The following is a 13,313-nucleotide window of genomic DNA, read 5'->3' as shown; positions in this document are numbered from 1 at the left end:
CCGGCCGATACAACTGACAGCCGTCGCGGGCAGTGGTCCGGCGCAACGACAGATGTCGGAGACATCAACGGCGGGCAGGCGCGTCGAATCCGCCGCCCGGGCGGGCCCGTCGACGGGCTCGCCAGCCGGCAGCGGATGGATGCGGTGATGTGCGGCCGAGCCGTTCGGGACCGGCAGCCGGTCCCGGACGGCGGCCGGCTCAGGCGTCCGCGCAGGCGAACGACGCGGCGAGGTCCGGGTCTCCGCCCCGGTAGACCTGCACCTGCGGATAGGGGCACAGCCCGCGGTCCCGCGTCCCGCCGTCGGGTGCCGGACCGCTCGCCGGGAGCACGGTCGGGGCGACGCCCTCCTCGACCCAGCGCACCAGGGCGTCGAACGGGTCGACGGGCTGCGGTCCCGCACCGCCGCGACAGTGGTCGACACCCGGGGCGAGGAACAGCCGCAGGAAGTCGTCGGTCGCGTCCCCGGACAGGGTCCGCACCTCGTCGTAGTAGTGGATCGACTGGTCGGCCGGGAAGAGGCCGTCGGCGAGGCCGTGCCACATCAGCAGCTTGCCTCCGGACGCGGCGAAGGTGTCGAGCGCCGGGTCGGCGGTCGCGAGCAGCTCGAGGCGCCCCTGCAGGCGGGCGCGCACGGTGGTGACCAGGTCGCGCGTGGTGACCTCGCGCCAGTCGTGCGTGAGGTCGGCGTACGCGAAGTTCTGCAGCGCGAAGCTGGGCGGCACCCGCACGACGCCGCCGGTCAGGTCGATGCCCGGCGTGTGGCCGTACCAGACCGCCCGCCCGTCGGCCTCGTGCGGGCCGCGGAAGATCTCCACGGCGATCGCGGCGTCGCGCTTCTTCACCTTGCCGCACGGGAGCTTCGTCCCGACCACCGAGGCGAGCGCCCCTCGGTAGTCGCAGAGCTCGGGACGGCCGACCAGGCCGTCCGCAACGCCGTCGTCGGCGTCGCACGCCGCGAGGACCGCGTCGCGCATCGCGGCGAGCTTGCAGGTGGGCAGGAAGCCGCCCAGCCTCTCGTTCTGCACCACGGCCGGCCAGGACATCGTCATGTTGAGCCGGTCGGCGCCGTACAGCGCCGGAGCGGCGGCGAGGACGCCGTCGTACAGCTCGGGGAAGCGCTGGGCCATCGCCATGCCCTGACGCCCGCCGTTGGAGCAGCCGTTCCAGTAGGAGTACGCCGCCGGCGCGCCGTAGTGCGCCTCGACCGCCGCCTGGGCGAGGACGGTCATGTCGCGAACGCCCCGGTAGGTCCAGTTCTCGAAGAGCTGCCAGTCGAAGTCCTGCTCGGCGGTCAGGAAGATGTTGGGCTGGCGCGCCTCGGGCACGCCCGAGTCGCTCGCGACCACCGCGTAGCCGTCGGCGAGCGCCGGTGCCATCGCGGCCGGACCGTTGGTCGCCCGGGTGCCGCCGCCACCGACGGCCTGGAGCCGGCCGTTCCACTCGTCGGGGAGCCAGAGCCAGACCCGCGCCTCGTCGGGCCCCAGCCCACCCTCGACGCCGTGGGTGAGGGTCAGCTGCACCTCGCACAGCGGCAGCGCGGGCATCGCCGAGCCGAGCGGCACGGTGAGCCGGGTCGTGCCGCCGTCGTGGGCGACGGCGTCGACCGCGCTCACCTCGGCCCCGACCACCTCGAGGCCGGTCAGCGCGTCCGGCGTGCAGGAGCCCGGCTCGCGCTGCGCGGAGCCGGGCTCCGCGCCGGCGTCGAGGGGCACCGACACCAGCGCGGTGGCGGCGAGGAGGAAGGCGGCCACGCGACGACCGCGCCATGATGTGCTAATCATGACGATGGTTACTACCATAATTCGGGTTCGAAGGTAACCTGCGTCACATCGACCGTCCCGGCGACCCGGTCTTGTGACCCCACTCACCACAATGCTAATATTCATGAGCATTGATTAGGGAGAGGACCCAGCCTTGCGTGCCACACCCCCCGCCGAGCTCGACGTCCTGGTCGTCGGCGCCGGCTTCTCCGGCCTCTACAGCCTCCACCGCCTCCGCACCCTGGGCCGCTCGGTGCACGTCATCGAGGCCGACGACGACCTCGGCGGCGTCTGGTACCGCAACCGCTACCCCGGCGCCCGGTGCGACATCGAGAGCGTCGACTACTGCTACTCCTTCGACGACAGCATCGTGCAGGAGTGGACCTGGACCGAGCGCTACCCGGCCCAGCCGGAGATCCTGCGCTACATCAACTTCGTCGCCGACCGGCTCGACCTCCGCTCGGGCATCACCCTCGACACCCGGGTGAGCGAGCTGCACTGGGACGCCTCCGCCGCGCTGTGGCGCGTCGCCACGGACCGCGGGGACCGCCTCGTCGCGCGGCACGTGATCATGGCCAGCGGCCAGCTGTCGAAGCCGCAGCTGCCGGCCATCGAGGGGATCGCCGACTTCACCGGCGTCCTCGCCCACACCGGCGACTGGCCGCGCGAGGGGGTCGAGCTGTCCGGCAAGCGGGTCGGCGTGATCGGCACCGGCTCCTCGGGCGTGCAGACCGTGCCCCAGGTCGCGAAGCAGGCCGCCCACCTCTCGGTCTTCCAGCGCACCGCGCACTACGCCATCCCGGCGCGCAACCACGACCTCGACCCGGCGTACGTCGCCGACCTGAAGGCCCGCTTCCAGGAGTACCGCGAGATCGCGCGGCACCACCCCGGCGGCACCCACCGTCACATCGGCACGGAGTCGGCCCTCGACGTCGACCCCGCCGCCCTGGAGGAGACCTTCCACCGCCACTGGGAGAAGGGCGGACCCGACATCCTCGCGGCGTACCGCGACTTCCGCACCGACGAGACGGCCGCGGAGAAGGCGGGAGAGTTCGTCCGCCAGCGCATCCGCGAGATCGTCGAGGACCCCGAGACCGCCGAACGGCTGTGTCCGCGGGGCTACCCCTTCGGCTCCAAGCGGCTGGTGCTGGAGATCGACTACTACACGACCTTCAACCGCGACAACGTCGCACTCGTCGACGTCGCCGCCGATCCGATCGCCCGGGTCGAGGGCAACGAGATCGTGCTCGAGAGCGGAGCCCGCCACGAGCTCGACGTCCTCGTGCTCGCCACCGGCTTCGACGCCCTCACCGGCCCGCTGTTCGCGATCGACATCCGCGGCGTCGACGGCGCCACGCTGCCCGAGGCGTGGGCCGCCGGACCCCGCACCTACCTCGGCATCGGCACCCACGGGTTCCCCAACCTCTACGTGGTCGCCGGCGCGGGCAGCCCCTCGGTGATCAGCAACGTGCTGATCTCCATCGAGCAGCACGTCGAGTGGATCACCGACTTCATCCAGTACCAGTACAAGAACGGCATCACCACCGCCGAGGTGAGCGTCGAGGCGCAGGACCGCTGGACCCAGGAGGTCTACGACGTCGCCGCACCGACGCTGTTCATGAAGGGCAACTCGTGGTACCTCGGCGCCAACGTGCCGGGCAAGCCCCGGGTGTTCGCGCTGTACCTCGGCGGGGTCGGGCACTACCGCGACATCTGCGACCAGGTCGCCGCCGACCACTACGCCGGCTTCACCCTCGACTGAGCGAAGGACATCCCATGACTGCTGCTGCCCAGGGGCCCCTCGCGGGCGTGCGCGTGATCGAGGCCGGCTCCATGTACGCCGCCCCGACCGCGGGCCGGATGCTGCGCGACTTCGGCGCCGACGTGATCAAGGTCGAGGACCCCACCCACGGGGACTTCGCGCGCCAGTGGCAGCCCGCCCACGAGGGCACCGCCATCGGCTTCGCCCGCCTCAACAGCGGCAAGCGGTCGGTCGGGATCGACATGCGGCGACCCGAGGGGCGCGCGGTCCTCCAGCGCCTGGTCGCGGACGCCGACGTGCTGATCGAGAACTTCCGGCCCGGCCGGATGGAGGCGTGGGGGCTGTCGTACGCCGAGCTCAGCGCGGTGAACCCCGGCCTGGTCATGACGCGCGTCAGTGGCTTCGGCCAGACCGGGCCGTACCGGGAGCGTCCCGGGTTCGGCACGGTCGCCGAGACCGCCAGCGGCTACGCCTTCCTCAACGGCTGGCCCCACACACCGCCGACGGCGCCGCCGTTCGGGTTCGCGGACTCCATCGCCGGCATCTCCGCGGCCTACGGCACCGCGATGGCGCTCTTCGACCGCGGCCGCACGGGCAAGGGCAGCGAGGTCGACGTCGCGCTCTACGAGCCGCTGATGTTCATCCTCGGCGACGCCGTGCTCAACTACACCGCCTCCGGCGAGATCATGCAGCGCCACGGCAACGCCTCGGGCGCCGCGTCCCCGCGCGGCATCTACCAGGCCGCCGACGGTGGCTGGCTCTCCATCGCCGGCTCCAACCAGGCGATCGCCATGCGGCTGTTCGAGGCGATGGACCGCGTCGACCTGCAGACCGACGAGCGCTACGCGACCAATGTCGCCCGGATGGCCAACAACGAGTCGCTGCAGGAGATCGTCGTCGACTGGGTCAAGCAGCGACCGCGCGACGAGGTGCTCGCGATCCTCGACAAGTTCGAGGTGGTCGCGGCCGCGGTCAACGACTCCAGCGACATCGTCGCCGACCCGCACTTCGCCGAGCGCACGCTGACCGCCCTGACGGGCAGCGCGCTCGGGGCGGAGGCCCTGGTCCCCGGCCCGATCCTGCACCTGGGCTCCTACGCCGGACCGTCGTACGACGGCGTCCCGGCCGTCGGCGAGCACACCGCCGAGGTGCTGAGCGGGATCGGCCTGTCGGCCGCCGAGCTGGCCGAGCTGGCCGCGGCCGGGGTGGTCAGTGACTGACCACCCCGCCGGCCCGGAGTCGGACCCCGAGGCGGACCTCGAGGCGGACCTCGAGGTCGGGCTCGCCGCGCTGCGGGACGCCGCCGCGGGCAACGTCGCGATGGTCGAGCTCTCCCCCGCCGAGGCCCGCGAGCGCGTCGTGGCGGGGAACCGGCTGTGCGCCGACGGTCCGGGCGTGCCGGTGACCGAGCTCGGCCCGGCCGCCGGCGTGCCCGTGCCGGTCCGGGTCTACGAGCCCGTCTCCCCGCCGGCCGCGACCCTCGTGTACGCCCACGGCGGTGGCTGGGTCACCGGCGACCTCGACTACGCCGACGAGCTGTGCCGGTTCGTCGCGCACGACGCCGGGGTGCGGGTGGTGAGCGTGGACTACCGGCTCGCCCCCGAGCATCCCTTCCCCGCGGGCCTGGACGACCTGGCCGCCGCATGGACGTGGGCGGCCGCGACCTACGCCGGCCCGCTCGGACTCGGCGGGGACAGCGCGGGCGGCAACCTCGCCGCCGCGCTCGCCCTGCGCGCCCGGCCCGTCGTCCCGGCCTTCCTCCTCCTGCTCTACCCGGTCCTGGGACTGCCGGACAGCACGGCGTCGTACCGCACGCGGGCGGCCGCGTTCCCCATCGGCGCGGCCGACATGCGCTGGTTCTTCGGCCACTACCTCGCCGGGAACCCGCGCCCGGAGGCGACGGCCGACCTGGTGCCGCTGCATGCCGACCGCCTCACGGGCCTCCCCGCCACCCATGTCGTCCTCGCCGGACACGACCCGCTCCACGACGAGGGCGCCGCGTTCGCGGCCGCCCTGGCGGGTGCCGGCGTCCGGGTGACCGTGCGCCGGCACCCCGACCTGTGCCACGGCTTCCTGCGGTTCACCGCGGCGTCGGCGGGCGCGCGCGAGGCGCGTGCGGAGGTCGTCGCCGCCGTGCGGCGGCTCGCCGCCGGGAAGGGGCTTCCCCCACGAACCACCCAATCCCTGCCTATGATTCAGCCCTACCCGCCGGGCACCGGCACACAGCCACCGGCGACCACAGAGGTGAACCCATGACCACGACCCCGATGCGGCCCCAGAAGACGGCCATGCTGCTCGCGCAGCGCATCGTCGGCGACATCAACCGCCGCGGCAACACCGTCGGCGACCGCCTGCCGCCCGAGCGGATCATGCTCGAGGAGTACGAGGTCGGGCGCGGCACCCTGCGCGAGTCGCTGCGCTTCCTCGAGCTCCAGGGCGTCATCTCGCTCAAGCCCGGGCCCGGCGGCGGCCCCGTGGTGCAGCAGCCGGACTCCACCAGCCTGGCCACCTCGCTGACCCTGCTGCTGCAGTTCGCCAACGCGCCCTTCCGCACCATCGCCGAGGCGCGCGGCGGTCTCGAGCCGATGATGGCCCAGCTGGCGGCGGAGCGGATGTCGGACGACCAGCTCGCCGACCTGAAGGCGAGCGTCGACACGATGCACGCCCACCTCGACGACCAGTCGGTCTTCCTCGAGGAGAACAAGCGCTTCCACGACGTCATCGCGCACGGCTCGGGCAACGCCATGTTCGGCTATCTCGTCGACGCGCTGCTCGGCATCCTCGACGGCTCCGCGATCGGCATCGACTACCCGGAGGTGCGCCGGGTCGCGGTGCACAAGGCCCACCTGAGCATCTACGAGGCGATCGCCGAGCGCGATCCCGTCCGCTCGGCCGACGCCATGGCCGACCACGTCCACCAGTACCTGCGCTACGCGGAGAAGAAGTTCCCCGACATCCTCGCCGCGCCCATCGTGTGGGGCAACGGCGCCTGACGGCCTCCGCGGCTGCTCGCCCCGAGCGCTCAGGCCCAGGGCGAGTCGATGCCGAGCACGCGAGCGAGCGTGCCGCCGAGTACCTTCTTCGTCTCGTCGTCGCTCAGGCCGAGGGCGTCGATCGCGCGGATCTCCTCCGCGGGGCTGGTCATCGGCCAGTCGGAGCCGAAGACGATGCGCTCGGCACCGTGCTTGCGGATCAGGTCGCGCACCCGCTCGGGCCGCAGCGTCGCCAGGCTCGGGGGCCAGCTGGTCTCCAGCACGACGTCGGCGCCCGCGAGCATCTCCTCGGCGTCGTCGAGGATCTTGTAGCCGCCGAAGTGACAGGCCATCAGGCGCAGCCCGGGGAACCGGGCGGCGATGTCGCGGATCATCGCGGGGCTGGACAGCCGGTTCGCCTCGGGCGAGCCGCCCTCGCCGACATGGGTGATGACGGCGAACTCCTCCCCCATCGCCTCGAAGATCTCCCACAGCCGCGGGTCGTCGAGGGCGAAGCCCTGGAACAGCGGGTGGATCTTGACGGCGCGCACGCCGTGGCGCCGGAGGCTGGCGATGTTCTCCTCGGCCGAGAGCTCCACGTGGACCGTGCCGAACCCGAACCGGGTCTCGGAGGTGAGGCCGGCGACGAAGCGGTTGACCGAGTCGACGTGGCGCGCCTCGTTGGCGATGCCGAGGCAGCAGCTGACGGAGACGCCGCTGGCGGCCATGTCGGCCTCCAGCCCGCCGACCGTGCCGTCGCCCCGCGCGTCGAGGTCGGGCAGCCGGTTGGCCGAGAGGGCGATCTCGGCGATCCTGTCGGGCCAGACGTGGGCGTGGGCGTCGATGATCACGCGAAGGGTCCTTCCGTGGTTCTCAGAGCTTGCCGGACTCGCCGCCGTCGACGACGAACGTCGCCCCGGTGGTGAAGGCCGACACCGGCGAGACGAGCAGGCAGGCCAGCGGCACGAGCTCGGCCGGGTCGGCCATCCGTCCGGCCGGGATCTTCGCGATCCGCTTGGCGTGCAGCTCGGGCGACTCGGTGACCGCCTTCTGCGCCTCAGTCACGAAGGCGCCGGGCGCGATGCAGTTGACCTGGACGTTCTTCGCCGCCCACTCGGCGGCGAGCGCCTCGGTGAAGCGCACGACGGCGCCCTTCGACGTGGAGTAGGGCACCAGGAACGGCTTGCCGCGCAGGCCGGTGGTGGAGGCGACGTTCACGATCCGCCCGCCGCCCTGCTCGATCATCCGGACGCCGGCGGCCTGCGCCAGCAGCATCGGCGCGACGACGTTGACGGCGAGCGCGTCCTTCCAGATGGCCGGGTCCTGGGTGGCGAACTTGCCGGCCGGGGCGATGCCGGCGTTGTTGATCAGGCCGTCGATGCGACCGTGACGGGCCAGCACCTCGGGGACCAGCGCCTGCACGGAGGCCTCGTCGCGCATGTCCGCCTCGACGGTGGAGATCCGCCCGTCGCCCCGGGCGGCGACCTCGGCGAGGCTGTCCTTGGAGCGCGCCGCGGCCACGACGTACGCACCCTCGCGGGCCAGCTCGATCGCCATCGCCGCCCCCAGGCCACGGCTCGCGCCGGTGACGAGGACGACGGTGTCGGTCAGTCGCAGGTCCATCAGCGCGCGCCCTTCGCGAGCCGGCGCGCCAGCGAGTCGAGCAGCACCTCGGTGGCGCCCTCGTAGACGCGCAGCGGCCGGGCGTTGCGGTAGAGCCGCTCGATCTTCGATCCGCGCACCAGGCCGAAGCGGCCCATGGTCTGCAGCGAGCGGTCGACCACCCGCGCGGCGGCCTCGGTCGCGTGCACCTTGGCCATCGACGAGTAGTCGAGATGGCCGAGCGGGTCGGCCTTGGCCAGAGCCGCGGCCCGGTAGACGAAGGCGCGGGCCGCCTCGACGTCGGTCCAGGACTGGGCCAGACCCTGCGCGACCGCGCCCAGCTCGATCAGCGGCTTGCCGAACTGCTCACGGGCCAGCGCGTGGGAGCGGGCCTCGTCGAGAGCGGCCTGGGCCAGACCCACGCCGGACGCGGCCACGGTGACGCGGAAGACGGCGAGGGTCTGGAGCATGAGGGAGAACGCCTTGCCGGGAACGCCCAGCCGGTTGCCGGCCGGCACCCGCACGTCGGTGAACGTCAGCTCGCCGAGGATGTGCGGCGCGATCAGGTCGGCGCCGCGCTCGACGGTCAGGCCGGGGCTGTCGGCCGGCACCAGGACCATCGACCAACCGTCGCCCTCGCGGACGAGCGTGCAGTAGAAGTCGGCAGCGCCGCCGTTGGTGATGAAGGACTTGCGGCCGTTGACGACGAGCTCGTCGCCGTCGGCGACCAGGGTCGTCGTGACCGCGCGCAGGTCGGAGCCGACATCGGGCTCGGTGAGCGCGAGACCCGCGATGGCGTCGAGCGTGGCCACGCGGGGCAGCCACCGGGCCTTGAGCTCCTCGGACCCGCCGGCGGACAGCGAGTAGCTGCCGACCCCCTGCATGCCGAAGAGGGAGTCGAGGTGCGCGGAGGAGTACATGAGGGCCTCGCGCACGACGGCGATGGTCAGCGGGTCCAGGACGTCGGACGCGCCGCCGTACGCCGCCGTGACCACCTGCCGGGCCAGCCCGCTCTCGGCGAGCAGGCTGCGCACCTTGGGGTGCACCTCGACGAACTCGTCGGCCTCGTCGGCGAAGGGCTCGACGGCGGCCGCGACCTCGCGGGCGACCGCCTGGATCTCCCGGTGCTCCGGGCTCAGGTCGAACATGGGTCCATCCTCCTTGCCGCAGCCGCGGCGGTCACGGGTCAGCGACGCTGGTCGAACTTGCGGCCGAGCACCTCGGAGACGATGCGGATGCGCTGCATCGTCGGGGTGCCGCCGGCGATCGCCCAGCCGTGGGCGTCGCGGTGGAGCCGCTCGAGGCCGTACTCCTCGGTGTAGCCGTTGCCGCCGTGGATCTGCATGGCGAGGTCGGTCACCCGCTTGGCCATCTCGTTGGCGGTGCACTTCGCGAGCGAGACCTTGAGCGGGTCGGGCATGCCCTTCGCGTCGACCGACGCCGCGGCCTGGTCGCGCAGCAGGCGCGCCGCCTCGACCTGCAGCACCATGTCGGCGAGCATCACCTGGATGCTCTGGAACTCGATGAGCGGCTTGCCGAACTGCTCGCGCTCCTCGACGTACTTGAGCGTCTTGTCGAGCGCCGCCTGCCCGATGGCGAGGCTCATCGTGGTGTTGCCCATGCGCTCGATCGAGAAGACCCCGAAGAGTCTCCCGAAGCCGCCGGCGGGGACGACGATGTTCTCCTCGGGCACCTCGACGTTGTCGAAGTAGAGGTCCGCCGACGGGATGCCGCGGAAGCCCATCAGGCGCTCGCCGGCTCCGAAGGAGAAGCCGGGCGTGCCCTTGTCGACGACGACGGCACCGATGCCCTTGGCGCCGGGGGCGTCGGAGAGGCGGCAGTAGACGACGTACTGGTCGGCCTCGCCGCCGTTGGAGATCCAGCGCTTGTTGCCGTTGATCACGACGGTGCCGTTGGTGACCTTGGCGGTCGTGCGCATGTCGGTGGCGGCCGAGCCGGCGTCCGGCTCGGAGATGCCCACCGCCATCGTCTTCTCCCCGCTGATGATCGAGGGCAGCCAGCGCTGCTTCTGCTCGGCGGTGCCGAGGTGGGTGATCACCTGGGCGGGGCCGGTGTTCGCCTCGAAGATCTGGAAGGCGGCGGGGCGGCACACCTTGCCGAACTCCTCGACCACGACCAGCGCCTGGGCGAGGGGCGCTCCGGAGCCGCCGTACTCCTCGGGGTGGGCGATGCCGAGGAAGCCGAGCTCACCCAGCTGCATGCGCTGCTCGCGGGACACGGGCGTGCGGTTGACGTCCATCTCCTCGGCCACCGGCCCGTACACGTCGCGGGCGACCTGAGCGGCGAGCTGCCGGATCTCCGCGTACTCGTCGTTCGGCACGACATCCTCCTTCACGGTTGTAATCATTATCCTAGATTTGCCACCCGGTCGGATGTCAAGGGCTCGTGACACTTGATGAATATCATGATAAGCATTAGGGGTGACTGGACGCACCCTCTCCGATGTCGTGGTCGTCGACGCCGTGCGCACGCCGAGCGGCCGCGGGAAGCCCGAGGGCTCCCTCGCCGGCGTGCACCCCGTGGACCTGCTCTCGCAGACGATCGAGACCCTGCTGGGCCGCAGCCCCGCCCTGGACCCGGGCACCGTCGACGACGTCATGGTGGGGTGCGTCTCGCAGGTCGGCGAGCAGTCGGCGACGCCGGGGCGGATGGCCTGGCTGGGCGCCGGGCTGCCGCCGCACGTGCCGGCCACGACGATCGACCGCAAGTGCGGATCCAGCCAGCAGGCGGTGCACTTCGCCGCGCAGGCGATCGCCTCCGGACAGGCCGACGTCGTCGTCGCGGGCGGCGTGGAGTCGATGAGCCGCGTCGTCATGGGCTCGGCGCGGATGGGCGCCGACCCGTACGGCGCGCGCGTGGCGGAGCGGTTCGCGCCGGGCCTGGTCTCCCAGGGAGTCGCGGCCGAGCTGGTCGCCGCCCGCTGGAAGCTCTCCCGTGCCGAGCTCGACGAGTACGCCGCCCGCTCCCACGAGCTGGCGGCCGCCGCCCAGGACTCCGGAGCGTTCGACCGCGAGGTGATCGCGATCGCGACGCCCGAGGGCCGCGCCGAGCGGGACGAGACGATCCGGCGCGGCACCACGGCCGAGCGCCTGGCCGGGCTGCGGGCGGTCTTCGAGACGCCCGAGCTGGCCGCCCGGTTCCCGGAGATCGACTGGTCCGTCACGGCCGGCAACTCCTCGCAGATCACCGACGGTGCCAGCGCGCTGCTGCTCATGTCGCGCGAGCGGGCCGAACGGCTCGGGCTCACCCCGCGGGCCCGGATCCACAGCATGGCCGTGGTCGGTGACGACCCGCTGCTGATGCTGACCGGTCCGATCCCCGCCACGCACAAGGTCCTGGCCCGCTCCGGTCTGTCCGTCCGCGACCTCGACCACGTCGAGCTCAACGAGGCCTTCGCCTCGGTCCCCCTCGCCTGGCTGGCGGAGTTCGACGTCGACCCCGCCCGGGTCAATCCGCGCGGCGGCGCCATCGCGCTCGGCCACGCGCTCGGCGCGTCCGGCGCGCGCCTGATGACCACCCTCCTGCACGCCCTGGAGGACAACGACCAGCGCCTCGGCCTCCAGCTCATGTGCGAGGCCGGCGGCATGGCCAACGCCACCATCATCGAGCGGCTCTGAGCCGCGCCCACCCGACCGAAGGAGAACCCCGTGGATCTCACCGCAGCCTCGGCGCTCGTCACCGGCGGCGCGTCCGGCCTCGGCGCCGCGACCGCCCGGCGCCTGGCGCGTGCGGGCGCGCACGTCGTCGTCCTCGACCTCAACGAGCAGCTCGGCAAGGAGCTCGCCGAGGAGCTCGGCGGCTCCTACGCGGCCGCCGACGTCACCGACCCCGCGGCCGTCGACGCCGCACTCGACGTCGCGGTCGAGCACGGCCCCCTCCGCGCGCTCGTGCACTGCGCCGGCAAGGGCGGCACCGTGCGCCTGGTCGACCGCGACGGGAGGGCGGGCGACCTGGACCTCTACCGGCAGCTCGTCGAGATCAACCTCGTCGGGACCTTCAACGTGCTGCGCCTCGCCGCGGCGCGGATGGCCGCGAACGAGCCGCTCGACGGCGAGCGGGGCGCCTGCGTGCTGACGGCCTCCGTCGCGGCGTGGGAGGGACAGGTCGGGCAGATCCCCTACGCGTCGGCCAAGGCCGGCGTCGTCGGCATGACCCTGGTCGCGGCGCGGGACCTGGCCACCAAGGGCATCCGCGTCAACACCATCGCGCCCGGCGTCTTCGACACCCCGATCCTGGCGCGCTTCTCCCAGGAGATCCGCGACGGGCTCGGGGCGCAGGTACCCCACCCCGCGCGGCTCGGACAGCCGGACGAGTTCGCGATGCTGGCCCAGCAGATCATCGAGAACCCCTACCTCAACGGCGAGACCATCCGCCTCGACGGCGCGATCCGGATGAGCCCGCGATGACCACGGAGGAGACCGTCGTGACCGAGACCGACCTGCTCGTCGAGGAGCGCGGCCGCGTGCTCGTGCTGACGATGAACCGGCCCGACGCCAAGAACGCGATGTCGATGGCGATGGCGCACCAGATCGCCGACGCGCTCGCGCTGCTCGACGAGCGCGACGACCTCAGCGTCGCCGTGATCACCGGCGCGGGCGGCACCTTCTGCGCCGGCATGGACCTCAAGGGGTTCGCCCGTGGCGAGCGCCCCGTCGTCGAGGGCCGCGGCTTCGCGGGCATCGTCAAGCAGCCGCCGACCAAGCCGGTGATCGCCGCGGTCGAGGGCTATGCCCTCGCCGGCGGCTTCGAGATCGTCCTGGCCTGCGACCTGGTCGTGGCCTCGTCGGCCGCCCGGTTCGGCCTCCCCGAGGTCAAGCGGGGCCTGACCGCCGCGGCCGGCGGCCTCCTGCGGCTGCAGCGGCGGATCCCCTACCACCTCGCGATGGAGCTGGTCCTGACCGGTCGCATGTGGCCGGCGCCCGATGCCGCCGCCGTCCACCTCGTCAACCGGATCACCGAGCCGGGCCAGGCCCTGGCCGCCGCCCTCGAGCTGGCCGACGAGGTGGCCGCGAACGCGCCCCTCGCCCTCGCGGCCTCCAAGCAGGTCCTCGTGCGCTCCGTCGACTGGCCGCTGGCGGAGATGTTCGAGCGCCAGGAGGCGTTCGTGAACCCCGTCCGCGAGTCCGCGGACGCCAAGGAGGGCGCACTCGCGTTCGTCGAGAAGCGCGCGCCCCGCTGGACGGGCCGCTGAACG

12 protein-coding genes are annotated in these 13,313 nt (G+C 72.7%); 7 read left to right on the top strand and 5 right to left on the bottom strand.

Annotation, left to right across the window (positions count from 1 at the left end):
- Positions 1–199: 199 nt before the first annotated feature.
- Entirely contained in the window at positions 200–1,753 is a 1,554-nt protein-coding gene (locus ACPZVR_RS03000; protein ID WP_436698077.1) for a tannase/feruloyl esterase family alpha/beta hydrolase, read from the bottom strand.
- A 163-nt stretch (positions 1,754–1,916) separates the two neighbouring features.
- Here ACPZVR_RS03000 and ACPZVR_RS02995 point away from each other — a divergent pair, with 163 nt between their 5' ends.
- The 4 genes from ACPZVR_RS02995 to ACPZVR_RS02980 are packed head-to-tail and all read left to right on the top strand — an operon-like array spanning position 1,917 to position 6,517.
- Entirely contained in the window at positions 1,917–3,524 is a 1,608-nt protein-coding gene (locus tag ACPZVR_RS02995; protein WP_436698076.1) for a flavin-containing monooxygenase, read from the top strand.
- 14 nt (positions 3,525–3,538) lie between these two features.
- Positions 3,539–4,744 (top strand): CaiB/BaiF CoA transferase family protein, encoded by a 1,206-nt coding sequence (locus ACPZVR_RS02990; RefSeq protein WP_436698075.1) that lies wholly within the window; start codon positions 3,539–3,541, stop codon positions 4,742–4,744.
- Positions 4,737–5,780 (top strand): alpha/beta hydrolase fold domain-containing protein, encoded by a 1,044-nt coding sequence (locus tag ACPZVR_RS02985; protein ID WP_436698074.1) that lies wholly within the window; start codon positions 4,737–4,739, stop codon positions 5,778–5,780. The genes ACPZVR_RS02990 and ACPZVR_RS02985 overlap by 8 nt, the downstream gene beginning before the upstream one ends.
- Positions 5,777–6,517, top strand: coding sequence for a FadR/GntR family transcriptional regulator (locus ACPZVR_RS02980; protein ID WP_282403051.1), 741 nt, complete (start codon positions 5,777–5,779; stop codon positions 6,515–6,517). The genes ACPZVR_RS02985 and ACPZVR_RS02980 overlap by 4 nt, the downstream gene beginning before the upstream one ends.
- A gap of 29 nt (positions 6,518–6,546) precedes the next feature.
- Here the strand turns inward: ACPZVR_RS02980 and ACPZVR_RS02975 are convergent, their stop codons facing one another.
- The 4 genes from ACPZVR_RS02975 to ACPZVR_RS02960 are packed head-to-tail and all read right to left on the bottom strand — an operon-like array spanning position 6,547 to position 10,454.
- Positions 6,547–7,347 carry an amidohydrolase family protein gene (locus ACPZVR_RS02975; protein WP_436698073.1) on the bottom strand — a complete coding sequence of 267 codons (801 nt, stop codon included), beginning with the start codon at positions 7,345–7,347 and terminating at the stop codon, positions 6,547–6,549.
- A 22-nt stretch (positions 7,348–7,369) separates the two neighbouring features.
- Positions 7,370–8,119: an SDR family NAD(P)-dependent oxidoreductase gene (locus tag ACPZVR_RS02970; RefSeq protein ID WP_436698072.1), complete on the bottom strand. Its 750-nt coding sequence runs from the start codon at positions 8,117–8,119 to the stop codon at positions 7,370–7,372.
- Positions 8,119–9,246: an acyl-CoA dehydrogenase family protein gene (locus ACPZVR_RS02965; RefSeq protein WP_436698071.1), complete on the bottom strand. Its 1,128-nt coding sequence runs from the start codon at positions 9,244–9,246 to the stop codon at positions 8,119–8,121. Before ACPZVR_RS02965 ends, ACPZVR_RS02970 begins: the two co-directional genes overlap by 1 nt.
- A gap of 38 nt (positions 9,247–9,284) precedes the next feature.
- On the bottom strand, positions 9,285–10,454 hold the full coding sequence (locus ACPZVR_RS02960) for an acyl-CoA dehydrogenase family protein (protein ID WP_436698070.1): 1,170 nt from the start codon (positions 10,452–10,454) through the stop codon (positions 9,285–9,287).
- A gap of 85 nt (positions 10,455–10,539) precedes the next feature.
- Here ACPZVR_RS02960 and ACPZVR_RS02955 point away from each other — a divergent pair, with 85 nt between their 5' ends.
- Genes ACPZVR_RS02955 through ACPZVR_RS02945 form a run of 3 tightly spaced genes read left to right on the top strand, consistent with a single transcriptional unit; the run spans position 10,540 to position 13,310 of the window.
- The gene (locus ACPZVR_RS02955) at positions 10,540–11,736 is read left to right on the top strand and encodes a thiolase family protein (RefSeq protein WP_436698069.1); all 1,197 of its coding nucleotides are present in this window, start codon (positions 10,540–10,542) and stop codon (positions 11,734–11,736) included.
- Between the two features lie 30 nt (positions 11,737–11,766).
- Positions 11,767–12,525 carry an SDR family NAD(P)-dependent oxidoreductase gene (locus ACPZVR_RS02950; RefSeq protein WP_436698068.1) on the top strand — a complete coding sequence of 253 codons (759 nt, stop codon included), beginning with the start codon at positions 11,767–11,769 and terminating at the stop codon, positions 12,523–12,525.
- Complete coding sequence (locus tag ACPZVR_RS02945) at positions 12,522–13,310, top strand: crotonase/enoyl-CoA hydratase family protein (RefSeq protein ID WP_436698067.1); 789 nt, start codon at positions 12,522–12,524, stop codon at positions 13,308–13,310. The genes ACPZVR_RS02950 and ACPZVR_RS02945 overlap by 4 nt, the downstream gene beginning before the upstream one ends.
- Positions 13,311–13,313 lie beyond the last annotated feature (3 nt).

The organism is Nocardioides segetis (assembly GCF_051390595.1).
In the GTDB taxonomy this organism is placed as follows: Bacteria; Actinomycetota; Actinomycetes; order Propionibacteriales; family Nocardioidaceae; genus Nocardioides.
Note: the sequence above shows the minus strand (reverse complement) of the source record. Positions and strands in the feature narration are given on the sequence as shown.